At 62.7% G+C, this 26,587-nt stretch carries 23 protein-coding genes and 1 tRNA gene; 11 read left to right on the forward strand and 13 right to left on the reverse strand.

Annotated features, from left to right (window positions below; all coding sequences use genetic code 11):
* Positions 1-26: 26 nt before the first annotated feature.
* Both RA19_RS13950 and RA19_RS13955 read right to left on the reverse strand, forming a co-directional pair.
* Complete coding sequence (locus RA19_RS13950) at positions 27-1,028, reverse strand: hypothetical protein (protein WP_039163597.1); 1,002 nt, start codon at positions 1,026-1,028, stop codon at positions 27-29.
* 15 nt (positions 1,029-1,043) lie between these two features.
* Entirely contained in the window at positions 1,044-3,029 is a 1,986-nt protein-coding gene (locus RA19_RS13955) for an acetyltransferase (protein ID WP_152615776.1), read from the reverse strand.
* Between the two features lie 169 nt (positions 3,030-3,198).
* Here RA19_RS13955 and RA19_RS13960 point away from each other — a divergent pair, with 169 nt between their 5' ends.
* Positions 3,199-4,929 carry a hypothetical protein gene (locus RA19_RS13960; protein WP_039163598.1) on the forward strand — a complete coding sequence of 577 codons (1,731 nt, stop codon included), beginning with the start codon at positions 3,199-3,201 and terminating at the stop codon, positions 4,927-4,929.
* Between the two features lie 266 nt (positions 4,930-5,195).
* On the opposite strand, the gene RA19_RS13965 is transcribed toward RA19_RS13960, so the two are convergent.
* The 3 genes from RA19_RS13965 to RA19_RS13975 all read right to left on the reverse strand — a co-directional run bounded on the left by RA19_RS13965 (position 5,196) and on the right by RA19_RS13975 (position 8,905).
* Positions 5,196-5,282: transfer RNA gene (locus RA19_RS13965), tRNA-Leu, on the reverse strand.
* A gap of 173 nt (positions 5,283-5,455) precedes the next feature.
* On the reverse strand, positions 5,456-7,075 hold the full coding sequence (locus tag RA19_RS25830; RefSeq protein ID WP_052261793.1) for a caspase family protein: 1,620 nt from the start codon (positions 7,073-7,075) through the stop codon (positions 5,456-5,458).
* A 219-nt stretch (positions 7,076-7,294) separates the two neighbouring features.
* Positions 7,295-8,905, reverse strand: a complete 1,611-nt coding sequence (locus RA19_RS13975; RefSeq protein WP_039163600.1) for a peptidoglycan-binding domain-containing protein — start codon at positions 8,903-8,905, stop codon at positions 7,295-7,297.
* Between the two features lie 123 nt (positions 8,906-9,028).
* Here RA19_RS13975 and lipB point away from each other — a divergent pair, with 123 nt between their 5' ends.
* On the forward strand, positions 9,029-9,685 hold the full coding sequence (gene lipB, locus RA19_RS13980) for a lipoyl(octanoyl) transferase LipB (protein WP_082020534.1): 657 nt from the start codon (positions 9,029-9,031) through the stop codon (positions 9,683-9,685).
* A 1-nt stretch (position 9,686) separates the two neighbouring features.
* Here the strand turns inward: lipB and RA19_RS13985 are convergent, their stop codons facing one another.
* A complete protein-coding gene (locus RA19_RS13985) occupies positions 9,687-11,375 on the reverse strand; it encodes an alpha/beta fold hydrolase (RefSeq protein ID WP_039163602.1) in 1,689 nt (562 codons plus the stop codon).
* A 372-nt stretch (positions 11,376-11,747) separates the two neighbouring features.
* The gene (locus tag RA19_RS13990; RefSeq protein WP_039163604.1) at positions 11,748-12,173 is read right to left on the reverse strand and encodes an HIT family protein; all 426 of its coding nucleotides are present in this window, start codon (positions 12,171-12,173) and stop codon (positions 11,748-11,750) included.
* A 234-nt stretch (positions 12,174-12,407) separates the two neighbouring features.
* Between RA19_RS13990 and ctaD the strand changes: the two genes are divergently transcribed.
* Together ctaD and RA19_RS14000 are read left to right on the forward strand one after the other, a co-directional pair.
* A complete protein-coding gene (ctaD, locus tag RA19_RS13995) occupies positions 12,408-14,081 on the forward strand; it encodes a cytochrome c oxidase subunit I (RefSeq protein ID WP_039163606.1) in 1,674 nt (557 codons plus the stop codon).
* A 146-nt stretch (positions 14,082-14,227) separates the two neighbouring features.
* Positions 14,228-14,710: a DUF2244 domain-containing protein gene (locus tag RA19_RS14000; protein WP_039163754.1), complete on the forward strand. Its 483-nt coding sequence runs from the start codon at positions 14,228-14,230 to the stop codon at positions 14,708-14,710.
* A 110-nt stretch (positions 14,711-14,820) separates the two neighbouring features.
* On the opposite strand, the gene RA19_RS14005 is transcribed toward RA19_RS14000, so the two are convergent.
* On the reverse strand, positions 14,821-15,294 hold the full coding sequence (locus RA19_RS14005; RefSeq protein ID WP_039163756.1) for a GatB/YqeY domain-containing protein: 474 nt from the start codon (positions 15,292-15,294) through the stop codon (positions 14,821-14,823).
* Positions 15,295-15,476: 182 nt separating this feature from the next.
* On the opposite strand from RA19_RS14005, the gene carA reads away from it, so the two are divergent.
* Complete coding sequence (carA, locus tag RA19_RS14010) at positions 15,477-16,637, forward strand: glutamine-hydrolyzing carbamoyl-phosphate synthase small subunit (protein WP_039163607.1); 1,161 nt, start codon at positions 15,477-15,479, stop codon at positions 16,635-16,637.
* A 205-nt stretch (positions 16,638-16,842) separates the two neighbouring features.
* Positions 16,843-18,669: a glycosyltransferase gene (locus RA19_RS14015; RefSeq protein WP_152615777.1), complete on the forward strand. Its 1,827-nt coding sequence runs from the start codon at positions 16,843-16,845 to the stop codon at positions 18,667-18,669.
* Here RA19_RS14015 and RA19_RS14020 read toward each other — a convergent pair.
* Positions 18,629-19,267, reverse strand: a complete 639-nt coding sequence (locus tag RA19_RS14020; protein ID WP_039163609.1) for a GntR family transcriptional regulator — start codon at positions 19,265-19,267, stop codon at positions 18,629-18,631. The genes RA19_RS14015 and RA19_RS14020 overlap by 41 nt on opposite strands.
* Before the next feature lie 142 nt (positions 19,268-19,409).
* Between RA19_RS14020 and RA19_RS14025 the strand changes: the two genes are divergently transcribed.
* The 4 genes from RA19_RS14025 to RA19_RS14040 all read left to right on the forward strand — a co-directional run bounded on the left by RA19_RS14025 (position 19,410) and on the right by RA19_RS14040 (position 22,447).
* Positions 19,410-20,054 (forward strand): pyrimidine 5'-nucleotidase, encoded by a 645-nt coding sequence (locus RA19_RS14025; RefSeq protein ID WP_039131962.1) that lies wholly within the window; start codon positions 19,410-19,412, stop codon positions 20,052-20,054.
* 162 nt (positions 20,055-20,216) lie between these two features.
* Positions 20,217-20,465 (forward strand): hypothetical protein, encoded by a 249-nt coding sequence (locus RA19_RS14030; protein WP_039163610.1) that lies wholly within the window; start codon positions 20,217-20,219, stop codon positions 20,463-20,465.
* A gap of 79 nt (positions 20,466-20,544) precedes the next feature.
* Positions 20,545-21,741 carry a UbiH/UbiF family hydroxylase gene (locus RA19_RS14035; protein ID WP_039163611.1) on the forward strand — a complete coding sequence of 399 codons (1,197 nt, stop codon included), beginning with the start codon at positions 20,545-20,547 and terminating at the stop codon, positions 21,739-21,741.
* 1 nt (position 21,742) lies between these two features.
* Complete coding sequence (locus RA19_RS14040; RefSeq protein ID WP_039163612.1) at positions 21,743-22,447, forward strand: M50 family metallopeptidase; 705 nt, start codon at positions 21,743-21,745, stop codon at positions 22,445-22,447.
* On the opposite strand, the gene RA19_RS14045 is transcribed toward RA19_RS14040, so the two are convergent.
* From RA19_RS14045 to RA19_RS14060, 4 genes are all read right to left on the reverse strand, one after another.
* Positions 22,444-23,568: an aminotransferase class V-fold PLP-dependent enzyme gene (locus RA19_RS14045; protein WP_039163614.1), complete on the reverse strand. Its 1,125-nt coding sequence runs from the start codon at positions 23,566-23,568 to the stop codon at positions 22,444-22,446. The genes RA19_RS14040 and RA19_RS14045 overlap by 4 nt on opposite strands.
* 190 nt (positions 23,569-23,758) lie before the next feature.
* Positions 23,759-24,217: an Lrp/AsnC family transcriptional regulator gene (locus RA19_RS14050; RefSeq protein WP_039163616.1), complete on the reverse strand. Its 459-nt coding sequence runs from the start codon at positions 24,215-24,217 to the stop codon at positions 23,759-23,761.
* A complete protein-coding gene (locus RA19_RS14055; RefSeq protein ID WP_039163618.1) occupies positions 24,214-24,789 on the reverse strand; it encodes a DUF3885 domain-containing protein in 576 nt (191 codons plus the stop codon). Before RA19_RS14055 ends, RA19_RS14050 begins: the two co-directional genes overlap by 4 nt.
* Positions 24,786-25,241, reverse strand: a complete 456-nt coding sequence (locus RA19_RS14060; RefSeq protein WP_039163620.1) for an Lrp/AsnC family transcriptional regulator — start codon at positions 25,239-25,241, stop codon at positions 24,786-24,788. The genes RA19_RS14055 and RA19_RS14060 overlap by 4 nt, the downstream gene beginning before the upstream one ends.
* A 132-nt stretch (positions 25,242-25,373) precedes the next feature.
* Between RA19_RS14060 and ilvC the strand changes: the two genes are divergently transcribed.
* Entirely contained in the window at positions 25,374-26,396 is a 1,023-nt protein-coding gene (gene ilvC, locus RA19_RS14065; RefSeq protein ID WP_019298383.1) for a ketol-acid reductoisomerase, read from the forward strand.
* Positions 26,397-26,587: the final 191 nt, after the last annotated feature.

The raw sequence follows: 26,587 nt of genomic DNA on the forward strand, positions 1-26,587 counted from the left end.
GGCGGCCCGGCACCGCAGTCTCAGCTTCAGCCTTCCGTCGGGGCCGGCCTGCCCTCTGCCGCCAGAGCCAGCTGAGCGTCCAGGTAGCTCTTGGCGGTCTGCAGGGCCTCATACTTGCCGAACTCGTCGCAGATGACCTTGTACAGCGTGCTCTTGGAGGTGATCGCATCAATGATCAGCGGCTGGACGATCTCCGGGCGCTTGAACAGTTTGCCGCCCAGATGCACCGCGTTGACCCAGGAAGCGATGTTGTCAGTCGGGTAGTGGACCCCGCCAAACACCCGCCGGTCGCCGAAATCCACCGCATATTGCATCAGCGCATCCATATCGATCTGACCGGGATCGCAGGTATCCAGCAGGTCGTCGATGATGCCGCCGCAAATCAGCAGCCCCTGCACGCAATGCCCGCTTGGGAAGGCCGGATGCATGCCGGTGTGGGTATAGCGCGTGGCGGTGTGGTGTTTGAAATCCTTCATGCCGAACAGAGTGGCATCGGCATAAGGGCGGGGCCGCAGGAACTGCAGCTTGAACCGGAAGGTGCCGTCAGCCTTGCGCTTGGACAGGTCGACAAAGCGGGTCCAGATCGTTTCGTTGTTCTGCGCCGGGTCGTAGTAGACGATGTTGCTGAACGGGAACCGCGAGGCGGCTTTCTCAAACGCATTGTCGCCGTGGCTCTCGCCGGCAAAGTCTTCGACCCGGTAGTGCCACATATGGGTGCGGCGCATGGAGACCATCGCATCGAACCGGGGCGTGTCGGGATACTGGTCCAGAATGTTACCGCGCTGGAACCGCTCGAGGCAGATCTGCAATTCGGCCTTGGTGGCCTCATCCGCAAATGCAGCCGTCTTGCCGGCCCAGTTGCCGGTCTCCCAGTCGAAACGGGGCCAGAGGTTGTCGGCAAACTCCTGCACTTTGGTATCGAAATAGTCTGACCAGGCTGCCAGGCCGTCCGGCCAGTCTGTCATCACCTCCGGTCCGGCCGAAGCTTCGCGTTCAACGGAAATATTTCCCCATGGCTGAAGACGCATTTTCTTTCTCCTCCCTCAGGTCCTGTCCGCAAAAGCGGTATTTTTGAAATTCAGGGTTTTCTGGCGCGTGACACTGTCCAGGCAACGCAGCGCAGTCTCATCCAAGTGTTTGAAATGCTCTGCTGCACGCTCGCGGTCCGCTTCCCGGCGGCGGAAGCCGCCATCTCGGAAGCGCAGGAACGGGCGGTTGGCGTTGAAGCCCATGCTGCGGTGGATATGTGCGGCAACAGGGTCAAGGACATCGCCGCCGCTGATCCCGCTGCGCTCTTCCGCGATCTTGAGCAGCACCGGCTCGAAATCTTCCAGCCGGTCGGTACCGCCCAGCGCCAGGTACTGCCCGGCCCGGGGATCGAACAGATCGTAGGCATGCCGCTCTTCGGCACGGCTATGCGGGGCTGAGACGCGGATGCGGACATCGTTTGAGAAGGTGACCCGCTGGAAATCCGTTTCACCGCTTTCGCCGCCAAGCGACAGCACCGCCCGGATGCGGTAGTTGCCCGGTTCGGCAAAGGGGAAGCCGCTGGAGCCGAATACCAGGCTGGCATTGTCTACCATGGCCTCGCCATGCAGCAGCTGCATCAGCGTGCTCTCCTGCGCCAGGTCGCAGCACCGGTGCACCAAGGGGTGGAAATGCTGCGGTTTGCCGCCTTCCCGTTCGATGGTGATCTCAAGGAAACCCGACTTCTGATCCAGCAGGAACTTGGGAACGATGAACTTCCGGCCCGTCAGGTTGGTCAGCTTCACCCCTACCACAACGGGCTGGCCGAACAGGTAGACCGGGTCGTCCGGCAGCAGCAGCTCAAGCTTCCAGCCCGGAAGCGGGAATTGCGGCACATAGGGCGCATAGCCACCGTCGCCATCCGCCCAATAGCGGACCGAATGAAAGGCCGAACCGCCCGGCGCCACATCGCCAAAGGCGCCGTGCCGCAGGAAGTGCAGCTCGTCCGGGTCGAACTTGAAACGGAAATCGCGCCAGAAACTTTCGGCATGGCCGCCGCCCTTGTATTTCCAGTCATAGGACATCGGAGACAGGCTGTCGGCCCGCCCGACCTCTCTTTCGAAGCGGTGCGCCAGATTGAGCGCATGCCCGGCCTCATGAACCGCGGTCTGCAGGGATTTTGCGGGGCGGCGCGCATCCGGGATGTCCTCGCGGTTGCGCAGAACGGTATCGCAAACCGCAAAGCCCTGGCGCTGCATTTCTCCCTTGATGTCAAACATCACCCCCAGAACCCCTGCGCGGTTGGTCCGGGAGATCCACAGCATCCGCAGATCAAAACCAGGCTGGCCGGTGTCGCTTTGCGCAAAATGGTGCATGGCCGCCTCGAGCTCTTTTTCGCTCCAGCCATTGTCCAGGGCGGGCGGCAGCACCGACAGGCTGCCGGTCTGACGGACCTCGAAGCCGGCGTCGGTCATGACGCTGGCAAAAGTGTATTCTACACCGTCAATGGTGGCGGGCTGCGGCGGCTCCACCCCGTATTCGATCTCAAACTCGATGCCCAGCCGGCGCATCTGCGCGCCTTCGAAATCAACAAAGAAGCCAAATTCGCGATTGAACGGCAGCCCGTCCAGCGGACTCTCGAACTGCAAGGCCGCCGTCAGGCTGCCGGCGCCGGCAGACAGTGACAGCCGTCCCAGTGCTGCCTTGCCATGCCGGTCCTCGCCCATGATTTTCAACGGGCGCCCGGTTGCGGGCGCATCCCCCTTAACAGTCCGGAACGAGGCCACCCAGGTGCGCTGGCCCTGATCCCTGCGGAACAGATCGCCGCTGACCACGCTAAGTTCGAGGTCAGCCCGCAGATCAAGGTCAGCGAACCGGTCGCCGCCGGAGTAACGCCCGTGGCGCAGAGCCCCTTCGCCGCTGACCGCGTCAATGTGAGCTGCAGGCTCTCTGTGCCCGCCTTCAGCCCCGCCGGTCAGGCTGTATCCCAGAACACCGGCTTCCTCCCCGCAGCGCATTTCCGCGTCTGCTTCATAAGCCTGCGGCAGTCTCTCCATATTCATTTGCACCCCGCCTCCCCGGTAAGAGTTATGCCCACAATGGGAGTAAAAAGCCGGGCACGGCACAACTGGAGCCCCATTACTCTTCCATTAACTGTTCGTTAATCGGCCTGCGCCAGTTAATGTTTGCTGCGTAATTGCCGCCGAATCGCTGGAAACGCAGGATGTTCCAATGACCCGCTCCGACATTGCGCCGACTTTGCAAGTCCGGATGACCGGCGGCTTTTGCACGTGGGACGGCAGCGGCGCCCGCATTCAAATTAAAAGCCAGAAATCCCAGGCCATTCTGGCCATCCTCCTTCTGTCCCCGGACGGGATTACCACGCGCCGAAAACTGGAGACCCTGCTGTGGACGTCGCGCTCCAAACAGCAGGCGCAAAACAGCCTCCGCCGCGAGCTGCATGGCCTGAAAGCTGCGCTGGGCGATGCCGGCAGCGGCCTTTTCACCATCGACCGGATCAACGTTGAACTTGACCTGACGCGCATCAAAGTGGTCGGGACCGAGGCCGCAAGCGATGCCAATGGCCAGCTGCTGGACGGGATGACCCTGTTCGACGCAGCAGGATTTGACGCTTGGCTGTCTGAGCTTAGAGCCGCCACCGCCCAGCCTGCTTCCGCAACAACTCTGCCGGTGCAAGCGCCCGAAGCTGCCAGCCAGCCTCCGGCTGCAGAGCCGGAGCTGCTGCCGCCGCTGGAACAGCCCGGCTTGCCAGGCAGCCGCGGGCTGGCAGCTGACAGGATACCGGTCAGCATTCTCGCGCCGCAGCTTGCCGCACAGGATCCCTCTGCAATCAGCTGCGACTTTGCGTCCTTCAGCCTCAGCTATCTGGCCGACCAGCTTATCAAGACAATCTACCCGAACCGCCGGTATGAGGTCGTCGACCTGCGGGAATTGCGCGCAGATATTCCAAACACGGAACAGGTGCAAAACCACGCGGTCGCGATCAGAGGGTTCCTGATCGGTGAAACGATCGACATTACCGCCGACTTCAAAAGCCCGGATGGAACCATTCTTTGGTCATCGCGGGCAACAGCCGAAACTGTGACCTCGCGGGAAATCTTTTCGGGAATTGAAAGAATATGCACCCGGCTGTTCGAATTTCTGATCACCTATGCCGATGGGCCGCACAACCACCATCCCCGCAAGGATCCGCTGGATGTCGGCAAGGTGCTGGACGGGCTTTACATCCCGGGATCGCTCAGCATTTCGGAAATGAGCAGCAGCATCGGCCGCGCCATAGAATACGACAGCTCCGGCGCGCATATAGCGATCCGGAACTGTGTCCGCATGCTGCAATTCGGGGAGCGGCTGAACGGCTATGACTGCGTCACCGAGGAACTGGTGCGCCATGACCTCAGGAAGTCGCTGGAGCGGGCACCGCACAGCGGCCTTGCGCATTGCGTGGCATCGCATGCCTTCAGCCTGTTCCTGGGCGATGACAACCGCGCCATCGAGCACGCTGCCTGGTCAGTTGCCCGTTTCCCGTCCAACGAGATCTACCACGCCTTCCTGGCCCTTGCCCTGCTGCGGGCCGGCCAGACCTCCAATGCCGTCCGCAGCGCCGAGCAGGCGCGCTCCCTGGGCGGCCGGGGCAAATATGCCGCCTTCCTGGATGCTGTTTCCTGCGCCTGCCAAGTGATAGCCGGGAATTTCGCCCATGCGATTGAAACGGGCAACCGGGCCCTAGCCCGCAACCCGAACTTCAATGCCGCACGGAAATACCTGTTTGCGGCTTATGCGCATCTCGGCCAGTTTTCCAGCGCGTATCAGATCGTGGAAAAGGTCAAATCGTTTGATCGCGCCTTTGGCTATGAAGGCCTGACCACCGGTGAATCGGCAGTGAACATCCGGCAAGCCCTGCCAATCATGCAGAGTGCAACCCGAATCCTGGGCGTCAGATAACCGCCTTTGATGGCCCTCTCTCAGCGCCTTTTCCCCGCTGCGCAGGAGCGCAAGCAGCGGTAAAAGATTCTCAATGCGCTGAAGGATGGCGAATAGTTTGTTTGGACCGAACGCCCTGACGGAACCGGAAGCGGATTACTGCCTTCTTGCTGAACAAAGTGCTTTCAGCACGCAAACACATTACATGCGAAAGAGTGTACCCATCGGGGTAATATCCGCACCGCACTTCCAGCAAGCGCTGAAAATCATATGATATTCGGGAAAGTTGGTGCGGTCGAGAAGACTCGAACTTCCACTCCGGTTAAGGAACAGCGACCTCAACGCTGCGCGTCTACCAATTCCGCCACGACCGCACTGTCTTAGGCTTGGTGTAGGGGCGTATAGACCAGCCCGGATGTGATGTGAAGCCGAAAATCACCTTTTTTGAACAGAATGTTTGCAGCCTTGGCACGGGCCGCCGAAGCGTAAAAAAACAGCCGGATAGTCCAGCTGTTTTCCAATACGTACTCTACTGCAGCCGTGCCGCTCAGTTGCCTTGAGCTGCGACCTGGCGGCGCAAGACCATGTCACCCGACATCTGGTCGTAATAGGCAGGGAACTGATCGTGGTTCACCGAGGCCGCCAGGTCCTGGACGTCGCGGCGCACTTGCTTGGCCAGCTGATGCAAGGTCATGCCCGGCTCCTGCAGCCGCGACAGCAGCGCCCGGGTGAAAACCGAGTTCGGATTGGCGTCCACATCCGACAACCGGTCCAGCGCCGTCTGGCCGGCACCCGCCGAATAGAGGATGAAAGCGCCTTCTGGCGGCTCCATCCGCACCAGGCCGCGGGTGCCGCCGACCGAGCGCTGGCCGTCCTGCGGGAAGGGGTTGTTGCGGCAGGCGTCCAGGATCATGATGGTGGAGCGCGCGCCCTTGCGCTGGAAGGTGTCCAGCACCCGCGCTGCCGGTATGCTCTCGCCGGTCAGATAGCTCTCGTCGCCGAAGTTCACCATCGGCACATCCGAGGGCAGCAGGTAATTGCGTCCGTCAACCTCGACCCCGTGGCCGGCGAAGTAAAACAGCACCTCATCGCCCGGCTTGATCTGGTTGGCAAAGGTTGAAACCGCGCCGTTGATGTCGCGGCGGCTGGCGTCATAGAGAGTGGTCACCTCGAAACCCAGCCCCGCCAGGGTATTGCTGACGGCCTGTGCATCATTGCGGGCCTTTTGCAGCGCTGCAAGGTTCTGGTAGCCGTCCACCCCGATCACCAGCGCCCGGCGGCTGATCAGCGGCGCAGCGGCATCATTCTGCTGCAGCAGTACCGGTGTGGCGGCCGCGGCCGTGCCGTTTTGCAAGATAACCGCCCCGTTTTGCATTTGCCCCTGCCCCTGCACGGACGCCATCACCTGGCCTTGCGGAACGAATTGCCCTTGCTGCGGCACCTGAACCTGCTGCCCATACTGGCCTTGCGGCAGGTACTGCCCTTGCTGGCCCTGCTGCACATACTGGCCCTGATACTGCGGCTGCTGCGGAATGCCATAGGTCTGGGTAGTCGCGGCAAAACCCAGCTGCTGCTGGCCGTACTGCGGCTGCTGAACGTTTTGCCCGTATTGCTGCGGCACGCCGTAGGTGCCGGCGTTGGCACCGGCCATCGTTGTATTGGGCAGCGGATACTGCGGCTGCTGCGGCTGGGGCGCCAGCCGTTCGGCCAGGTAGATCTTCAACAGCCCCCGCGGTCCGTCGGGATGCGCCATCGCCTGCTGGGTAGCCAGATAGCCGCTGGCCTGGGCCCGCTGGAAAGAACCGATCAGCAGATCCCGTTCGAAGTCATTGAGCTGGCCGGTCACCGGATACCCCAAATAGGCCTGATAGCCGGAAATCGCCTGGCGCGATTTGCGGCCCAACTGGCCATCCACCGTTCCTGCCGGGAACCCGAAATAATTCAGGGACTGCTGGATCTGGCGGCCTTCCTGAGTGGAGGGCAGCCGGGACCGGCGGGTCGATTTTTTTCCTGAGCGACGCTGCTGGTTCTTGCCGATGGCCCCGCCGATAATCCCGCCAATGATAGCGCCCGCAGCGAAATCGCCCGCATCCGCTGCAACGCGGGAAGCCGGCGTCAGCGCCACAGATAGGCTGATGGCGAATGTTGAAAGCAGCTTGAACCGCATATGAACCCCCTAAAAATGCACTTCTTGATTGCATTGAGTGTAGCCAGGAAAACATCCCGTCAAATACCGGAATCCAGCACCAAAACGTAAAAAATCAGCCAAAGCTGCCAGCCTGCATCACAATTTTAACGACTTCTCCGGGCTAGGGACGAAGGCGGACAAAGAAATGGCCGGCAACGCTGCCGGCCATACCCCTTGGTTCAAGTTAAAGATCAAGCCTCAGTCTGACCCGAAGGAAGGCAGCGCAAAGCCGCCGCCGGAAGCTTGCACCGGCTGCACCCGGCCGCCCGCCAGTTTGGCAGAAGCGGCCTTGATCAGCTGTGCACGCCCGGGCTGACCGGGAGCAAAGACGGGCGGCGTGCCGCTGTCTAGCGAGATCATCGCCATGCCGTACCAGTCCTGCGCCTTTTCAGCCGTAACCGGCACCCCGTAGCCGAGCGCCAGGTGATGGCCGATCAGCTCGGCATAGGGGCGCTTGCCGGTGCCGGTCAGGATCAACGCCGCGCCCAGCGCCACATCCATGTCATCGCGGCGGTAGCCGGAGAACAGGCAGATCCCGGCAGTGTTGGAGAGCTGCTCCAGCGACATGCCGGATTGCAGCACGAACTTCTGCACATCGCCCATGACTTCGCCGCTGCCCGCAGTGCTGAGCTTGGCCAGGAAGGGCTGCACGGCCGGTCCGAAGGCATCGCACTGGCTGTCGATCTGCGCCTGGGAGACTCCTTGGATCCTGCCGGCCCGGGTCTCGCCTGAATTGATTGCATAGCTGCGCGCCAGGCAGAACTGTTCACCCAGGGCCAGTTCGGGATCGGTCATGTTCTCGGCAGTCATATAGCCGCCGTTAGAGCTGGTTAGCAGGCTCACCTTGCTGCAGTAACTGGTGAGCGACGCGTTCTGCGCGGGCTGGTCGAACAGGGTGATACCGCCAAGCCCGGCGCTTTCCTGCCCGGCAAAGGCCGTCACCGTGCTGCGGTTCTGCTGCGCGGCCTGCACCGGCGCAGTGCCAGTGTCCACCATCCGGCAGGTGCCCTGATGGCAGGCAAAGCTGGCAGGTGTCACGCCGTGCGCCAGAAAATCATTGCGCTGATAGCCCTGCGGGGTGGAGGCAAAAACCATTACCGAGCAGTTCGACGCCCCGCACCAGAACGAGCTGCCGGAAACCGAGGTATCCAGCACATAATCGTTGCGGCCGTCACCGTTCAGATCCGCCAGCTGCATGAAACCGGTGCGCTGCAGCAGCTGCTCGCCGGTGGGTTCGGAACTGGCGGCGATTTCGTCCACCGCGTGGCTGACCTCGGGCGGCAGCCCGCCATAGCCTCCGCCAAGATAGCCGCCGCCGGCCGTCCGGACACCCGCGGCCTCATCCCGCCAGGTGTGCAGCAGGCCGCGCACCCCGTGCGGGCCCTGCATCGCCTTGATCACTTGCGGACCGCCGATCTGCGCCCTGTTGTAGGACGAGACCAGAAAATTGCGCTCGTAAGGCGCCAGATGGCCGGTGGCCGGGTAACCCATGTGGATCTGATACTGGGTGATCGCGGCGCGCGACCGCCGCCCCAGAACCCCGTCCGGCGAGCCGGCATTGAACCCGAAATAATTCAGCGCCACCTGAGTCTCGCGGTTTTCCGCCCGGGTGGCGGAATAGACCGGCGCGCGGCGGTAGGTGGTGCCTGCGCGCTGGCGCTGCTTGTTCTTGTGGACTTCGTTGACAATGACGCCGCCGATCACGGCGCCTGCGATTGCTGCTCCCAGTTCATCCGCGATGGCTGGACCGGTGGCCGAGGTGGCCAGGAATACAGCCGTGAAGGCTGGTTTGAGCGGCTTAGTAAACATGATACTCGCCCCCTATGGATACTCGCTACGGAATCAGGATACTCCACAGGCAGCGCTGGCACCTAGGGAATTTGCGGAAGTTTTCCCCGCAAAGACCCCGCAAAAGGATTGAAAAGGACAACAATGGCCATGGTTGAGTGGATCACATCGGACGGTCTTGTTGAGTATGATCAAGCGGTTGCTTTCATGGAAGAGCGCGCGGCGGCAATTGCAGCGGGCACCGCAGAGGAGTGTATCTGGCTGTGCGAACATCCGCCGCTGTACACCGCCGGAACCTCCGCCAAGCGCGAAGACCTGACGGATCCGGACCGGTTTCCGGTTTACGAGAGCAAGCGCGGCGGCCAGTACACCTATCACGGTCCGGGCCAGCGGGTGGTCTATGTGATGCTGAATGTGGGCCAGCGCGGCCATGATGTACGCCGGTTCGTGCAGCAGCTGGAAGCCTGGGTGATCGCAGCCCTGGAGGAGTTCAACGTGCAGGGCCATATCCGCGACGGCCGCGTCGGTGTCTGGGTCGAACGCCCGGACAAGCCGCGCACCGTCTCAGGCGGGACTGCCGAGGATAAGATTGCCGCCATCGGCATCCGCCTGCGCAAATGGGTGAGCTTCCACGGCATTTCGATCAACGTCGAGCCGGAGCTGGATCATTTCACCGGCATTGTTCCCTGCGGCATCACTGAGCACGGGGTCACCAGCCTTGTAGATCTGGGCTTGCCGGTGGCCATGCCGGATGTGGATGTGGCCTTGAAGCGCAGCTTTGAACAGGTGTTCGAGGGCTAGCTCAGCGCTGCGAAGCGGCTGCGCAATCCTGCAGCGCCGTCAGCACCAGTTCCGGGAAAGTGTAAAACAACAGCGCGCCGGCCTCCTGGCTGACGCAAAGCTGGGCGTTGCGGATGCCGTTCAGTGCCTCGCGCACCACCGCCAGCGGCGCCACATGGTCTTCTCCGCCATGCACGAACACCGCCCGCGTTTCCCGGGCCAAAGCGATCTTCTGAAAACCCTGGCGCAGCATCTGCACATCCGCGACAAAGCCGGCCCCGCCCTGCTGCAGAAACACGCTCTGGCTGTGCTTCAAAAGCGGCAGCAGATCCAGCCCCTGCAGCATTTCCCGCTCTCTGCCGCCGCGTGCTGACTGGATTTTAAGCAGTTTCTCGTGACCGTACCACCGCAGCGCTGCCGACCAGCCTTTCATCAGTGCGGGCAGCATCCACCTGGCATGGGAAGCGCAAAAAGCAACCAGCCAAGCATAGCCGCTGAGGCTGGAAAACTGCCTGGTCGAAGTGATCGCGCAGTTCGACGCCACCGCCACCAGCCCTGCCACCCGGCTGTGCAGCCGGTTCGCAGCCAGACAGCCATAAAGCGCACCGCCGCGATGGCTGAGCAGCACCGGCCGCAGCAGATTTTCCCGGGTGATCAGCGCGTCCAGCTGCTGCACAAAGGCATCCGCCGGATCCTGGCCGCGCCGCAGCGGTGAAGTGCCGCCATACCCCGCCCGCATCGGCGCATATATCCGGAACCCCAAAGTCCTGAGCTGCGGCTGCAAGCGCTGCAGCGGTGCGATCCCGTCCAACAGGCCATGCAGATAGATCACCGGCTGGCCAGTGTCGGCCCCGAGCCGGAAGAACTGGATCCGCTGGCCGCTGCTGTCCTGAAACTCCTCCGAAGGCGGCAGCATCGCGCCTTGCGCAATCTTCAAGTCCCTGGTCCGTTCCTCCATCAAAAAGGCTGCAAGCCGGATCAGCTCTGCTGCACCTGGCGCACCAGCCCTGGCCGCAATCGGCCCCAGCGCAGCCGCCGCACCGCGGCCGGTTCCGGTCAGGATGGCCTTCAGCGGTTCCATATCCGCAGTTTGCAGCCCCAGGGCCGCAGCCAGCGGCCTGGCGGCGGCGCAGCTCCACTCCACCTCCAGCCGTTCCGCCATCACCGCCGCTGCCGCCCCCTCTGCCCGGCCCGTCCAAACCGGACGGCAGAGGATTTTTTCGCCCGGCCAGCATGTGTCCAGCACCAAGACATCCTGCCGAGAAACAAGGCCCTGGCGCACCTGCTCCAGGAAATTGCGCCAGCGCCCGGCTGCGGCAGCCGTCAGCCCCATACCTGCAGCCAGGTCTGCGCCCGCGCTCAGCTGCCGCGCGGCCCGCTGCGACGCATTCAGCAGGCCTTCCTCTGGCACAGCTGCGGCCAGCAGCCAGAACCGCGGGCAATCTCCGGAATAACCGCAGGGATGCGGGCGCCCCGCCCGCTGCCACTCCTGCTCATGAATCTCCGCCGCCCGGGCAAAATGCGCCTTCAGCACCGGCGCAGCCCTGACCTGCCCCATCGGCCAGCGGCTGTCCGGCGCTTCCGCGAACCCTTGCCCCGGCTCCTCCCCGGCGGAAAACCGGTCGAACTGCTCCGCCCGGATCATCGTCTCGTATATTGCAGCAACGACCTGGTCTTGCGACAAGGCCTGCGCACGGCACAAGAGCGTCACTCCTGCCCCCCCAATATTGCTTCCGACATCAGGAAGACCGCACGCCTTGCAAGCATAGGTACAGGAGCGGGCCCTTAAGCCCGCCCGTTTCAGGCAATCAGCCCGTCAACTGAAAAAACCCGGCTGGTTCAGCCCCCGTCAGAGCTGCTGTTCCATCCCGGACCAGCCCACTTCTTGGGCTCCCATACGCTTGGGCGCGCACGCCCTCTCCGAACTACAACCAATTTGAGAACCAGCTATTCTCAAATTCAACTAAAATTCAACATCTAATTCAAAGGCGCAATTTTACAGTAAAAATGCGCCGCCTTTCCAGGCGGCACCATGTCTTCGGGCCAGACGGCGCCAGATCAGCCCCGGCGCAGCCCCGGCAGGTCAGCCGTCGCCCAGTGCGGCGCGGATCTGTGCGGCCTGCTCCTGAATCAGCTCCTGGTCCCCCATTTGGCCGGGCGGGCGCAGCCGGTCCCCCTCGCGTCGCGGCAGCACGTGGAAATGCAAATGGAACACCTCCTGGCCGCCTGCAGCCTCGTTGAACTGCTGCACAGTGACGCCATCGGCGCCAAACGCTTTGATTGCAGCCTGCGACAGCCTCTGCACGGTCTGCATCACCACAGCCAGCTGCGCCGGGGTGGCATCCAGCAGATTGCGGCAGGGGGTCTTGGGAATCACCAGCAGATGCCCGTCGGCGCGCGGCATGATGTCCATGAAGGCCAGGGTGTCATCATCTTCATAGACCCGGGTTGAGGGAATCTCGCCACGCAACAGTTTGGCAAAGATATTGTCTGGATCGTAAGCGGGCATGCTTCTGGCCTCCTCTCAAGGTGTTTTCCCGGTTTTGCGCCTGCCATTTAGCCAGGTCAAGCGCCCTCGGCCGGCGCCGGCGGATGGCATTCAAGCCCCTGCGGCAATAAATCTTGATTCAGATCAAACTCCGCCATTGAAGGCCCCGGCGGGCCACTCTAATACTCCGAAGGAATCCAGGCCGCCCGGAGTCCGTCTCCGGGGGCCTTTCGTTATGCAGCAGGAGGCACCTAAATGGCAGACGCAGCCATTCATGGTCACGGCCACGAGGACGAGCGGAGCTTTTTCACCCGCTGGTTCATGAGCACGAACCATAAGGATATCGGCATTCTTTACCTGATCGTTTCGGCGATTGCAGGTCTCATCTCCGTCATCTTCACCGTCTATATGCGGCTGGAGCTGATGGATCCGGGCGTTCAGTACATGTGCCTGGAAGGCGCGCGCCTGTTCGCAGACGCCGCTGCGGAATGTACTCCGAACGGCCACCTGTGGAACGTGATGATCACCGCCCACGGCATCCTGATGATGTTCTTCGTGGTGATTCCGGCGCTGTTCGGCGGTTTCGGCAACTACTTCATGCCGCTGCAGATCGGTGCGCCGGACATGGCGTTCCCGCGGATGAACAACCTGTCGTTCTGGATGTATGTCGCAGGCACCTCGCTGGCAGTTCTCTCGGTTGTCTCCCCGGGCGGCAATGACCAGCTGGGCTCCGGCGTTGGCTGGGTTCTGTACCCGCCGCTGTCTGTGAACGAAGGCGGCTACTCGATGGACCTGGCAATCTTTGCCGTGCACGTCTCGGGCGCGTCGTCGATCCTGGGTGCGATCAACATGATCACCACCTTCCTGAACATGCGCGCCCCGGGCATGACCCTGTTCAAGGTGCCGCTGTTCTCCTGGTCGATCTTCGTCACCTCCTGGCTGATCCTGCTGTCCCTGCCGGTTCTGGCCGGCGCCATCACCATGCTGCTGATGGACCGCAACTTCGGCTTCACTTTCTTTGATGCAGCCGGCGGCGGCGACCCGATCCTGTACCAGCACATCCTGTGGTTCTTCGGCCACCCGGAAGTCTACATCGTGATCCTTCCCGGCTTCGGCATCATCTCGCACGTCATCGCGACTTTCGCGCGCAAGCCGGTCTTCGGCTACCTGCCGATGGTCTGGGCGATCATCGCGATTGGTGTTCTGGGCTTCGTCGTGTGGGCGCACCACATGTACACTGTCGGCATGTCGCTGAACCAGCAGGCCTACTTCATGCTGGCCACCATGGTGATCGCGGTTCCGACCGGGGTTAAGGTGTTCTCCTGGATCGCCACCATGTGGGGCGGCTCCATCGAGTTCAAAGCTCCGATGATGTTTGCCTTCGGCTTCCTGTTCCTGTTCACCGTCGGCGGTGTGACCGGCGTGGTTCTGTCGCAGGCCTCCGTGGACCGTGCCTATCACGACACTTACTATGTGGTTGCCCACTTCCACTACGTGATGTCGCTGGGCGCCGTCTTCGCGATCTTCGCAGGCATCTACTTCTACTTCGGCAAGATGACCGGCCGCCAGTACAACGAGCTGGGCGCACAGATCCACTTCTGGCTGTTCTTCATCGGCGCCAACCTCACCTTCTTCCCGCAGCACTTCCTGGGCCGCCAGGGCATGCCGCGCCGTTACATCGACTATCCGGAAGGCTTCGCCTACTGGAACAAGATCTCCTCCTACGGCGCGTTCATCTCCTTTGCCTCGTTCCTGCTGTTCTTCGGCGTAGTGATCTATTCGCTGCTGCGCGGCGCCCGCGTCACCCAGAACAACTACTGGAACGAATACGCAGACACCCTGGAGTGGACCCTGCCCTCTCCGCCGCCCGAGCACACCTTCGAAATCCTGCCCAAGCAGGAAGAGTGGGATCGCTCGCACTCGCACTAAGCGGCTGAGTTCCTGAACAAGAAAAGGCCCCGGCGCAGATGCTCCGGGGCCTTTTTCATGCTCCTGCGATAATCCCCCGCAGTGGAAATTCTGCCGTTCCGGCACATCTTTTAATGTATACTCTTGACCGCAACAGGCCCCACGCCATGCCCTACAACTGGATCCGTCCGCACAATGGCGCCGAGCGCGAACTGCACCTCTGGCCGCATCAATCGCTGCCGGCCAAAGGCTATGCGCGTTTCCTCGGACTGACCGCGGCTTTGATCTGCGTGCCGCTAGTGCCGCTGCTGGGTTCGTTCCTGCTCTGGGGGCTGCTGCCCTTCCTGCTGCTCGCCCTGTTCGGCATGAAATGGGCACTGGACCGAAGCCGCCGCGACCACCAGATCCTGGAGGTCCTGACCATCGGGCCCGAAGACGCCAGGCTGGAGCGGATCAATCCCGACGGCCACCGCCAAAGCTGGCGCTGCAACCGTTACTGGACCCGCGTCGAGATGCACGACCAGGACGGTCCAGTCCCCCATTACGTCACCCTGCAGGGCGGCGGCCGCGAAGTGGAAATCGGCGCCTTCCTGTCCGAGGATGAACGGGTGGCGCTCTACGGCGACCTCAAAACCGCTTTCGCCCGCTGAACGGCAAAGAAAAAGGCCCGCAGTGCGGACCTCCAAGCTTCTTTCTGGTCACAAATACCCGCGCCGCAGGCATCGTCCTTCAGCGCGGTATCAGCCGCGGCAGCGGCAGATCAGCAATCGCCTTTGTTGCAGAGCTGATCCTTTACCATCGGCCCGGCTTTGCCGAAATCCATCTGGCCGGTGTATTTCGCCTTCAGCGCGCCCATCACCTTGCCCATGTCGCGAATCGATTCGGCGCCGGTTTCCGCCACCGCTGCCTTGATCGCCTCGGCCACCTCTTCACTGCTCAGCTGCTGCGGCAGGAATTCCTCGATGACGGCGATCTCGCCCAGTTCCCGCTCCGCCAGATCCAGCCGCCCGCCTTCCTCATAGGCGCGGGCGCTTTCGTTGCGCTGCTTGGTCATCTTGCCAAGAATGGCGAGGATTTCACCGTCCCCGATGCTGCTTTCCTCGCCATCGGCGCGGGCTGCAATCTCGCGGTCCTTGATGGCGGCATTGATCAGCCGCAATGTGGCCAGCCGATCGGCCGCCTTGTCTTTCATCGCTTGCTTCAGGGCCTGGTTGACCCGGGTGCGCGTATCCATGTGCAAAAGCATCCTCGTGGTTGCCGGACACCGATGGTTATCCAATCCGGGGCCCTAGCGCAAGTTTACTGTAATTTTCCGGAACCCGGCCCGGCAGCGCTCCGCCGCACCCTTGCAGGCTTGACCCGCATGGGCGAGCCCCTTACAAGCCCATGAATTTATCCCGCATGGAGACTCGCGCAATGGCCGCTTCCGCCCCGACCAAGCCCACAGCCTGCCTGGCGCTCGCCGATGGCACCGTCTTTTACGGCACCGGTTTCGGCGCCACCGGCGACACCGTGGCCGAGCTCTGCTTCAATACCGCGATGACCGGCTATCAGGAGATCATGACCGACCCCTCCTATGCCGGCCAAATCGTCACCTTCACCTTCCCCCATATCGGCAACACCGGCGTCACCCCTGAGGATGACGAGACCGGCGACCCCGTCGCCGCCGGCATGGTGGTGAAATGGGATCCAACCCTTGCCTCCAACTGGCGCGCCACCGAAGAGCTGAAAGACTGGCTCACCCGCACCGGCCGTATCGCCATCGGCGGCATCGACACCCGCCGACTGACCCGTGCGATCCGCCAGCAAGGCGCGCCGCATGTTGCGCTGGCCCATGACCCTGAAGGCAACTTCGACGTTGAGGCACTGGTTGCCAAGGCGCGTGAGTGGCAGGGTCTGGTTGGCCTGGATCTCGCGAAGGACGTGACCTGCGCCCAAAGCTACCGCTGGGACGAGATGCGCTGGGCCTGGCCGGATGGCTATTCCCGCCAGGAGGCACCCAAGCACAAGGTTGTCGCCGTCGACTATGGCGCCAAGCGCAACATCCTGCGCTGCCTGGCTTCGGCCGGCTGCGACGTCACCGTGCTGCCCGCCACCGCCACCGCAGAGGAAGTGCTGGCCCATAACCCCGATGGCGTGTTCCTGTCCAACGGCCCCGGCGACCCGGCCGCCACCGGTGAATACGCGGTGCCGATGATCCAGGAAGTGCTGAAGGCAGATCTGCCGGTCTTTGGCATCTGCCTGGGCCATCAAATGCTGGCGCTGGCGCTTGGCGCCAACACCGTCAAAATGAACCACGGCCACCACGGCGCCAACCACCCGGTCAAGGAGCACTCCACCGGCAAGGTTGAGATCACTTCGATGAACCACGGCTTTGCCGTCGACGCACAGACCCTGCCCGAAGGTGTCGAAGAGTCGCATGTGTCGCTGTTTGACGGCTCCAACTGCGGCATCCGCATTGCCGGCAAACCGGTGTTCTCGGTACAGCACCACCCCGAAGCCAGCCCCGGCCCGCAGGACAGCTTCTATCTGTTCGAACGTTTCGCCGATGCGATGGCTGAGCGCAAATCTGCGTAAAAAAGCTGTTAACCATGCCGCCCGGCGGCATGGTTAACGCGACGTTTACCTATTCTTAAGCCGCCTCCGCCAGCCTGAGATCCTCATAGCTCAATCTGGCGGGACGGCGATGCTTCCTGCGTTTCAAAATCTGCACGGCCTCAGGCGGAGGCCGCCCCGAGGCAGCTCACCTCTGACGCCACCGCCAGTGGACGGCAGCGGCATGATGAAGGCGCTTGTCCTGCGTCAGCACCAGAAAGCCGCGCTGGGACGGATTCTGGTGGCCGAGGGATTGGCCAGCGAAGACCAAGTGCAGGACACGCTTGCCCAGCAATACCAGATGCCGCGGGCCGATTTGACCGGCCAGGTTGCAGCCCCCCGGCTGCTGGCGCGTAAGCCAGCACAGTTCTGGCTCCGCCATTGCGCGCTGCCGTGGATGCAGCTGGGCCAGACAGTCACGGTTGCCATCGCCCACCCCGACCGCTTCAGCGAGCTGCAGCAGGAACTGGAGGGCACGTTTCCCGGCATCACCCCGGTGCTGGCCAGCGAAGAGCAGATCACGTCTTTGCTCACCGCGCATTTCAGCCCGGCCCTGGTCCGCCAGGCCAGCAGCAGCGTTATCCCGCGGCTGAGCTGCCGCACGCTGCAGCCGGCAAGGGCCCGGGCCTTGCTAACGGCCTGCGCCCTGCCCGCGCTTTGGCTCACGTGGAGCGCTCCGGCTGCTATCTTCACGGGCCTGTGCCTGCTGGCGCTGCTTTCTGTGCTGCTCTTCACAATGCTGAAGCTCTGCGGCCTGGCGGCGTATTGGTCTGTCCGCGCCAGGCGCCGTCCCGCTCCGCCGCCATGCGCGCCCGCACTGCTTAAACGGCCCGTCATCTCTGTGCTGGTGCCGCTTTACAAGGAAGCCGAAATCAGCCGGGCGCTGCTGGCGCGCATCCGCAAACTCAGCTACCCGCGCGCGCTGACCGACGTGATCCTTGTGCTGGAAGAACATGACAGCGTCACCCGTACCGCATTGGCCGCCGCCAAACTGCCAGCCTGGATCCGCGTGGTGGAAGTGCCGGCCTTTGGCGGGCTGACCACCAAGCCACGGGCAATGAACTATGCGCTGAACTTCTGCCGCGGCGAGATCATCGGGGTCTGGGACGCTGAGGACGCGCCGCAGGAAGACCAGCTGGACAGGGTTGCGCAAGCCTTTGCACGCGCCGGACCCAAGACCGCCTGTTTCCAAGGCGTGCTCGACTATTACAACCCGCGCACCAACTGGATTTCCCGCTGTTTCACCCTGGAATACGGCAGCTGGTTCCGCATCGTGCTGCAGGGCATTGCCCGGCTGGGCCTGGTGGTGCCACTAGGCGGCACCACGATGTTCATCCGGCGCCAGGTACTGGAGGAACTGGGCGGCTGGGACGCCCACAACGTGACCGAAGACGCCGATCTAGGTGTCCGCCTTTACCGCGCGGGCTACCGCACCACGATGCTGCCCAGCACCACCTTCGAGGAGGCCAATTGCCGCCCTTGGCCCTGGGTCAAGCAGCGTTCGCGCTGGCTCAAGGGCTTCATGGTGACCTATCTGGTGCATATGCGTCAGCCGCTGCGGCTGCTGGGGGATCTTGGCTGGAAGCGCTTTCTGGGCTACCAGGCCTTCTTTCTAGGCACGATCGGACAGTTTCTGTTCGCCCCGCTCTTGTGGAGCTTCTGGCTCGTCGCCCTTGGGCTGCCGCATCCCAGCACCGGAATGGTGACGCCGCAGCTGCTGAACCTGGCGGCTGCGGCGCTGGTGTTTTTTGAAGGCCTGGGCCTGGTGATAAGCGCCACCGCGGCCTTTGCCATGGGCCGTCCCTGGCTGGCCGCCTGGGCGCCTGCAATGATCCTTTATTTCCCGATGGGAGCGCTGGCGGTTGCCAAGGCCGCGCATGAGCTGCTTGCCCGCCCGTTTTTCTGGGACAAGACCGCGCATGGCGTCAAAACCGCCGCCAAGAGCACCCGCACAGGCCGCAAGTGCCGGCGGCTTATCCCCGGCCGCTGGCGTCCTCTTTCAGGCGGGTCATGAACGCCACCGAGATATGCTCTTTCAGGGCTGCACCCGCTGCATCCTCGTCGCGGCGGCTGATCGCATCGACAATGCCCTTATGCTCGGACTGGGCGATTTCGCTGCGCCCCTCGGCCGCCAGCGAGGTAGTGGCCATCAGCGCCATGGTCCGGTGCACCAGGTCCAGCTGCTGCACCAGGTAGCGGTTGTGCGAGGCCAGATGGATCTGCTCGTGAAAGCGGCGGTTGGCCTTGGACAGTTCTGTCGGATTATCGATGAGCGCGTCATCCGCCTCAACCATATCTTTCAGCACCTTGATCTCTTCCTCGGTGGCATGGCGCGCCGCCAGCCGTGCCGCCAGCCCCTCCAGCTCGCGCCGCACCACATAGAGTTCAGCCATCTGGTTGTGGTCCAGCGAGGCCACAATCAAGGAACGTCCGTCCCGCTCCAATAGCGATTGCGTCTCCAGCCGCTGCAGCGCCTCGCGGATCGGCGTACGCGAGACGCCAAAGCGCTCCGCCAGATCGCTTTCCACCAGCCTGTCGCCGGGCTTGTACACGCCGACGTCAATCGCCTCGAGGATCAGCGCATAGGCATCTTTCTGGTTGCTGCGGCTCATGGTCTTTCCTGTCTTGCTGGATCAGACCATCTCTACAGCCCGCGCGGCGGCATTCAACCCTGATGGCGCCAACGTGCTGAAAACCCGCAGGCAAAATGCGCTTTTGATTGCGAATCCGCCGCCTGCGCCCTACTGCGGGCACATGCCCAAGCAATCCTTCTCCCATGTCACCCAATGGGTGTTCGACCTCGACAACACGCTGTACCACCCGTCGGCGCGGCTGTTCGACCAGATAGAGGTCAAGATGACGGCCTACGTGATGGACGCCCTGGGGGTGGAAAAGGCCGAAGCCGACCGCCTGCGCGGCCATTACTGGCGCGAGCACGGCACCACTCTCGCAGGGCTGATGCGAGAGCATGATCTGGATCCCGATCCCTATCTGGTCGCAGTGCACGACATCTCGATGGACCACCTGGAAAAGGATGCGCCCCTGGCCGATGCTATCCGCAACCTGCCGGGCAAGAAGATCGTCTACACCAACGGCTCCGCGCCTTATGCCGAGCGGGTGCTGGCCGCCCGCGGGCTGTCCGGCCTGTTTGACGGCGTCTTTGGTGTCGAAAACGCGGACTACCACCCCAAGCCGGAGCGCCGCGCCTTTGACAAGGTGTTTGCCCTGGCCGGTGTGGTGCCAAGCCAGGCGGCGATGTTCGAGGACGACCCCCGCAACCTGGCCGCGCCCCATGAAATGGGCATGCGCACAGTGCATGTGGCGCCTGAGCCTGTGGCCGCGGAGCACATCCACCATCACTCAGATGATCTGGCCGGTTTCCTGGCAAAACTGATCTGATCAATCCGCCTTCCCGGGCCGCATTCCGATGCCGGTTGCCGCATTCCGGATTGTGCACAAAGGCATGCCGGCATTTCTTCGCACCTGCGGCGAAATGCACCTGTTTGCTGCATCTTTTCCTCCCTATATGCGCCGCGGAAACCGACGAATTGGAGCCTCGACATGGCCGCATATGCCCTCCCCGCACAGCTGACGATCTGGCAGCGCATCCTCTTTGCCATCCCCGTCCTGGGCCGGGTCATGAAAGAGGTCGCCTACGGCCCCGAGGAGAACCTCTATTACGCGCTGGCCACCTTGGTCAGCGCCTGGGGTTGTTCGATCCTGCTGTTCGGCATTCCCGGCCTTTACATCCCGGCGCTCTGCCTGGTGCCGGTGATGTTCATCCTGCTGATCACCATCACCCGCGGCTAAAGGCCGTATCTGCCGGTATCGGCTTGTCTTCCCCCCGCTCGCAGGCCTATCTCTGGGCCAAGAGACGGAGGGCTGAGATATGGCCGAAACCTGCGACATCCTGATTTCCGGCGGCGGCATTGCGGGACTGACCGCAGCCGCCGCTTTTGCGTCCCAAGGCTTCAGCGTAATCTGCGCTGACCCGGCCCCGCCGGTGACCGAGCGCGACGCCGAAGGCTCCGACCTGCGCACGACTGCCTTTCTGCAGCCTGCACAGGCCCTGCTGGAGCGCTGCGGCATCTGGGCCCGGCTGGCGGACCACGCCGCCCCCTTGCAGATCATGCGCATTGTCGACGCCGGCGGCGTCCGCCCCGAGCCGCGCGTGGTCAAGGACTTCAACGCCGCCGATATCTCGGACCAGCCCTTTGGCTGGAACCTGCCCAACTGGCTTTTGCGGCGCGAGATGATTGCCCGGCTGGCAGAGCTGCCCAATGTCGACCTGCGCTTTGGCACCGGCACCGCGGCCCTGTTCACCCGCACCGATGAGGCACGCGTCTCTCTCAGCGACGGCAGCCAGGTGACGGCAAAACTGGTAGTGGCCTGCGACGGCCGCAACTCGCCAATGCGCGAGGCTGCGGGGATCCCGGTCAAGACCACCCGTTACGGCCAGAAGGCGCTGGCCTTTGCCGTCACCCATCCGGTACCGCATGAAAACGTCTCGACCGAGATCCACCGCTCCGGCGGCCCCTTCACCCTCGTGCCGCTGCCGGACTACCAGGGCCAGCCGTCCTCGGCGATTGTCTGGATGGAGCGCGGCCCTAAGGCACAGGAGCTGCTGAACCTTGCACCTGAGGCCTTTGAGGCCGCCATGACCCGGCGCAGCTGCGGGCTGTTCGGCGATCTGAAACTGGCCTCGCGCCGCACCATCTGGCCGATCATCAGCCAGTCTGCCCAGCGCCTGAATGGCGAACGCCTGGCGCTGATGGCAGAAGCCGCCCATGTGGTGCCGCCGATCGGCGCCCAAGGCCTCAACATGTCATTGGGTGATCTGCGCAGCCTGCTGGAACTGGCCGAAGCCCACCCCGAAGGCCTGGGCGACAGGCAGATGCTGGCGGCCTATCACAAGGCCCGCCACAACGAGATCATGCTGCGGGTGAAGGGCATCGACCTGCTAAACCGCACCTCCATGCTGGCCCCGCGTCCCCTGCGCGACCTGCGCGCCTTTGGCCTCAACGCGCTTTACTCGCTGGCCCCGGTGCGCAAGACGCTGATGCAAATGGGCCTGGGCGTGAAATAACATGCAGGCAGCCGGACGCTTCGTCAAAGGCCACTGGCAGCTCCTCTGCCTGACACTGGCGATTGCCGCCCTCTGGCAAACCCAGGCGCTCCTGCCGCTGCGCATTCTGACCGTGTTCCTGCACGAGCTGTCCCACGCAGCTGCCACCCTGCTCACTGGCGGCGAAGTCGTCAGCCTCACCATCGACCCGCGCGAAGGCGGCATGGTGGTGTCCCGCGGCGGCAGCCGATTTCTGGGACTCACCGCAGGCTACACCGGGTCACTGCTGATTGGCGCCGCGCTCTTTGTCATTGCCCTGCGCACTGATTGGGACCGAAAGGTGCTAGCCTTGTTCGGCGCCCTTACCCTGGCAGTCGCCGCCTTTTACATCCGGGACCTTTTCGCACTTGGCTTCACGCTCGCGGCGGGCGCCCTGATGCTGGCCGCATCACGCTACCTCAGCCTCAACATCAACGACATGATCCTGCGGGTGATCGGCATCAGCAGCATGATATACGCGCCGCTCGACATCTGGGACGATACCATTGCGCGCTCCCACCTGCGCTCGGACGCACGGATGATGGCCGAAGAGTTCGGCGGTGCAACAATGCTGTGGGGAGGTATCTGGCTGGCGGTCAGCCTCGGGGTGATCTGGCTCACCCTGCGCCATGGGCTGGGCCGCACAAGCAATATCCCCTTGCGCAGCCCAATCCGGTTTTTGCGTTAAAGCACCTGATCCACAACGCCCTTCAGACGCGCGATGGTGGCATCCACGTCGTAGAGCTTGTCGAGGCCAAAGAGGCCCAGGCGGAAGGTGCGGAAATCCGCAGGCTCGTCGCACTGCAGCGGCACGCCCGCTGCAATCTGGGTGCCCAGCGCCAGGAACTTCTTGCCGTTCTGCACGTCCGGATCAGAAGTGTAGCTGACCACCACGCCCGGCGCGCCAAAACCGTCCGCCGCAACCGAAGTGATGCCTTTCTCTTTCAGCATCGCCCGCACGCCGTTGCCCAGCGCCCATTGCGCATCGCGCAGCTTATCGAACCCGTATTCCTTGGTTTCCAGCATGGTGTCGCGGAAGGCCTTCAGCGCATCGGTCGGCATGGTGGCGTGATAGGCATGGCCGCCGTCCTCATAGGCCTTCATAATGGTGCGCCACTGTTTCAGGTTGATGGCAAAGCTGTCGGAAGTGGTCTCTTCCAACTGCGCCAGCGCACGCTCCGAGAACATAACCAGGCCCGCGGACGGCGAGGCGCTCCAGCCCTTCTGCGGGGCGGAGATCAGCACGTCGACGCCGGTGGCCTTCATGTCGATCCAGGCGCAGCCCGAGGCAATGCAGTCCAGCACCATCAGTGCGCCGACTTCATGTGCCGCTGCGGCCATCGCGGTCACATAATCGTCCGGCAGGAACACGCCGGCCGCGGTTTCCACATGCGGGGCAAAGACGATGTCCGGCTTCTGCTCCTTGATCGCGGCAACCACGTCGGCAATCGGCGCAGGCTCAAACGGCGAGGCGCTTTCGTTGCCGGTGCGGCGCGCCTTCATCACGGTCGAGGAGGCCGTGAAGCCGCCGGCCTCGAAAATCTGGCTCCAGCGGTAGGAGAACCAGCCGTTGCGCACCACCAGCGCATTGGCGCCGCGCGCAAACTGGCGCGCCACGGCTTCCATCGCATAGGTCCCGCCACCGGGCACCAACGCCACGGCCTCAGCATTGTAGACCTCTTTCAGCATCCCATTGATGTCCAGCATCACCTGCTGGAAGGTCTTGGACATGTGGTTCAGCGAGCGGTCGGTGAAAACCACCGAAAATTCATCCAGACCCTGCGGGTCGACGGTCTCGAGCAGTGCCATCTTGGCCTCCCTTAAATTCCTCATCAAACGGCTAGCCGGTGCCGCGCGGTTTGGCAAAGCCTACCGTGGCATACATTCGGCAGCTGCCTTCCGAAGGGCGATACTGGCGAAGGCACGGATAAAAGACAGCCCATGGGCGACAGAAAGCAGGTGATTTTGCGCCAAGGGTGTTTCGCATCGGAAACAAGCGTCAGCCCAATGGCCCCGGCCGGCGCTCCTCGCTCAGCAGCACATTCGCCTCAACGTTCCCTACCCCAGGCAGAGTCATCACCCGGCGGCGCAGCACACGTTCGAAATCGGAAATGTCCCGTGCGGTCACCCGCAGGCGGTAGTCATACATGCCCAGCACATGCTCCACCGTCTGTACTTCGGGGATAGCCGACACCGCGCGTTCGAAATCCTCCAGCGAGACCCGCCCCTTGGTGGCCAGTTTCACCCCCAGAAAGACGGTCACGCCAAAGCCCAGCTTTTCCTTGTCGAGATCCAGCCTGCGGCCCGCGATGATGCCCGCCTCCTGCAACCGCTTTATCCGCCGCCAGGTGGCGGGCTGGCTCAGCCCCAGCTGCCGCCCCAAAGCGCCTGCCGACAGAGCCGCATCCTCGGACAGGGCGCGAAGAATGGCAAAATCCAGATCATCCAGCGCGCTCATAACTTACTGTCCGATGCCGACATCCATTGCCTGAACTCTGTTTCGACTTCAGGCACCATACGGCTGTCTTCCAAAACAATGTCAAAGCCGCCGTCGTAGGGCGCAAATACGCGCCCGGAAACGGGGTCGAACCAAACCGCCCTTTCCCTGTCTTCTGCAATTTCGCTCAGGAGCTCATCAAAGCGGCCAGGCCCCCATACTGTTTTAGCAGCGAATACTTCGACTCGTGTTTGCTCTTCGAAGTATTCGCTTTCGTCACTGGAGAACTCAAAACGCAATGGGGAGGACACTCCCGGCAGAGCTTTCGAGGCGCGCCTTAGCTCATCCACATAGTGTATGTCGCAATCCGCCAACCAAACTTCCTGTCCCGGTTCAAACAGAAACCCGGCGATTGCATTTGCTCGGTCCAGGATGGTCTGGCCTTCGGCTTGCGTCTCGGCATAGCGCTTGGACTCAGGAAGCGCGTGAAACCGTGTCCACAACTCCGAGCGAAAGGCGCGAAGCATATGGCCAAGCGGAGGGACTTCTGGATATATCATCTTCCAATCGCCGCGAAAGCTTTCCCCAATCATACCGGCAGCACCTCGTCCGACTTGATCCGCGCCACATGCATCAGCGCTTCGATGTCAGTGATATGCGGCAGGTTCAGAATGGCGGCGCGGTAGATCTGCTGGTAATGCGGCATATCCCTCGCAATGACTGAGAGCCGCACATCGACCTGCCCCAGAAAGGTCTGGATCTCGATCACTTCGGCAATGGTGCGGGCAGCCTCGATGAACTCGTCAAAGGCGCGCGGGTTGGTCTTGTCCAGCGTCACCCGCAAGGAGACCTCGACCTCATACCCCAAGGCGCGCCAGTCGATCACCGCGCGCTGGCCCAGGATCACGCCGCCCTCGCGCAGCTTCTCCAGCCGCCGCGACAGGCGCGAGGCCGTCATGCCCAGCCGTTCAGCCAGATCCGGAATCGATTGCTCCGGATCACTTTGCAGGTGGCGCAGAATGCGCCGGTCGAGGTCATCAAGCATGATTTAATCACTATCACGCAAATTCACGAATGACCATCGCAAAGAAATCGCCTCAATTATGCAAAACGGCAATCGCTTTCCTGCCCCGCATCCCTATGATGCCTTCAAACACCAAACGAAAGGACGTGGATCATGCGCGTTTATTACGACCGCGATTGCGATGTGAACCTGATCAAGGACAAGAAAGTGGCCATCCTGGGCTATGGCTCCCAGGGCCACGCCCACGCGCTGAACCTGCGCGACTCCGGTGCCAAGAACCTTGTCGTTGCTCTGCGCGAAGGCTCCCCCTCCGCCAAGAAAGCCGAAGGCGAAGGCCTGCAGGTCATGGGCATCGCAGAAGCGGCAGCCTGGTGCGACGTGATCATGTTCACCATGCCCGACGAACTGCAGGCAGAGACCTACAAGAAATACGTCCACGACAACATCCGTCCGGGCGCAGCCATCGCATTCGCCCACGGCCTGAACGTGCACTTCGGCCTGATCGAGCCGAAAGAAGGCGTCGACGTCATCATGATGGCGCCCAAGGGCCCGGGCCACACCGTGCGCGGCGAATACACCAAAGGCGGCGGCGTGCCCTGCCTGGTTGCGGTTCACACCGACGCCACCGGCAAAGCGCTGGAAACCGGCCTGTCCTACTGCTCCGCCATCGGCGGCGGCCGCTCGGGCATCATCGAAACCAACTTCCGCGAAGAATGCGAAACCGACCTGTTCGGCGAGCAGGCAGTTCTCTGCGGAGGCCTGGTTGAGCTGATCCGCTGCGGGTTCGAGACCCTGGTCGAAGCCGGCTACGCACCGGAAATGGCCTACTTCGAGTGCCTGCACGAAGTGAAGCTGATCGTTGACCTGATCTATGAAGGCGGCATCGCCAACATGGACTACTCGATCTCCAACACTGCCGAGTACGGCCAGTACGTCACCGGCCCGCGCATCCTGAAGTACGACGAAACCAAAGCCCGCATGAAGGCGGTTCTGGAAGACATCCAGCAGGGCAAATTCGTGCGCGACTTCATGCTGGAGAACCAGGTTGGCCAGCCGACCCTGAAAGCCTCCCGCCGCGCCAACGACGAGCACCTGATCGAAGAGACCGGCGCCAAGCTGCGCGGCATGATGCCCTGGATCTCGGCCGGCAAGATGGTCGACAAAGAGAAGAACTAAGGCGCCCGTGGAGTTTTCCGCAGCCTTTTCCTCTGCAGGGCGCTCCATATTGGAGCGCCCTTTTTCTTCAGAAAGCCATTCAATGACCCTGCCGCCCGGCCGACAGGCCGGGCCGCGCCCGACCCTCCCCACGGGAGGGCGCTTCACCCCCTGCCAGGGTCAGGCGCCGCCCTCCGCATTTGACAGAAACG

Source organism: Leisingera sp. ANG-M1 (genome assembly GCF_000813745.1).
Classification (GTDB): Bacteria; Pseudomonadota; Alphaproteobacteria; order Rhodobacterales; family Rhodobacteraceae; genus Leisingera.

Bases quoted from the DNA above. Each gene is read 5' to 3' on its own strand.
- RA19_RS25830 (WP_052261793.1), bottom strand. From the start codon at position 7,075: ATGCGGTTCAAGCTGCTTTCAACATTCGCCATCAGCCTATCTGTGGCG.
- RA19_RS14035 (WP_039163611.1), top strand. From the start codon at position 20,545: ATGGCCGAAACCTGCGACATCCTGATTTCCGGCGGCGGCATTGCGGGA.
- RA19_RS14060 (WP_039163620.1), bottom strand. From the start codon at position 25,241: ATGCTTGATGACCTCGACCGGCGCATTCTGCGCCACCTGCAAAGTGAT.
- carA (WP_039163607.1), top strand. From the start codon at position 15,477: ATGGCCGCTTCCGCCCCGACCAAGCCCACAGCCTGCCTGGCGCTCGCC.
- RA19_RS14000 (WP_039163754.1), top strand. From the start codon at position 14,228: ATGCCCTACAACTGGATCCGTCCGCACAATGGCGCCGAGCGCGAACTG.
- RA19_RS13990 (WP_039163604.1), bottom strand. From the start codon at position 12,173: ATGCCCGCTTACGATCCAGACAATATCTTTGCCAAACTGTTGCGTGGC.
- RA19_RS13955 (WP_152615776.1), bottom strand. From the start codon at position 3,029: ATGAATATGGAGAGACTGCCGCAGGCTTATGAAGCAGACGCGGAAATG.
- RA19_RS14020 (WP_039163609.1), bottom strand. From the start codon at position 19,267: ATGAGCCGCAGCAACCAGAAAGATGCCTATGCGCTGATCCTCGAGGCG.
- RA19_RS14030 (WP_039163610.1), top strand. From the start codon at position 20,217: ATGGCCGCATATGCCCTCCCCGCACAGCTGACGATCTGGCAGCGCATC.
- RA19_RS14005 (WP_039163756.1), bottom strand. From the start codon at position 15,294: ATGGATACGCGCACCCGGGTCAACCAGGCCCTGAAGCAAGCGATGAAA.
- RA19_RS14050 (WP_039163616.1), bottom strand. From the start codon at position 24,217: ATGAGCGCGCTGGATGATCTGGATTTTGCCATTCTTCGCGCCCTGTCC.
- RA19_RS14040 (WP_039163612.1), top strand. From the start codon at position 21,743: ATGCAGGCAGCCGGACGCTTCGTCAAAGGCCACTGGCAGCTCCTCTGC.
- RA19_RS14025 (WP_039131962.1), top strand. From the start codon at position 19,410: ATGCCCAAGCAATCCTTCTCCCATGTCACCCAATGGGTGTTCGACCTC.
- ilvC (WP_019298383.1), top strand. From the start codon at position 25,374: ATGCGCGTTTATTACGACCGCGATTGCGATGTGAACCTGATCAAGGAC.
- ctaD (WP_039163606.1), top strand. From the start codon at position 12,408: ATGGCAGACGCAGCCATTCATGGTCACGGCCACGAGGACGAGCGGAGC.
- RA19_RS14055 (WP_039163618.1), bottom strand. From the start codon at position 24,789: ATGATTGGGGAAAGCTTTCGCGGCGATTGGAAGATGATATATCCAGAA.
- RA19_RS14045 (WP_039163614.1), bottom strand. From the start codon at position 23,568: ATGGCACTGCTCGAGACCGTCGACCCGCAGGGTCTGGATGAATTTTCG.
- RA19_RS14015 (WP_152615777.1), top strand. From the start codon at position 16,843: ATGAAGGCGCTTGTCCTGCGTCAGCACCAGAAAGCCGCGCTGGGACGG.
- RA19_RS13950 (WP_039163597.1), bottom strand. From the start codon at position 1,028: ATGCGTCTTCAGCCATGGGGAAATATTTCCGTTGAACGCGAAGCTTCG.
- RA19_RS13960 (WP_039163598.1), top strand. From the start codon at position 3,199: ATGACCCGCTCCGACATTGCGCCGACTTTGCAAGTCCGGATGACCGGC.
- RA19_RS13975 (WP_039163600.1), bottom strand. From the start codon at position 8,905: ATGTTTACTAAGCCGCTCAAACCAGCCTTCACGGCTGTATTCCTGGCC.
- lipB (WP_082020534.1), top strand. From the start codon at position 9,029: ATGGCCATGGTTGAGTGGATCACATCGGACGGTCTTGTTGAGTATGAT.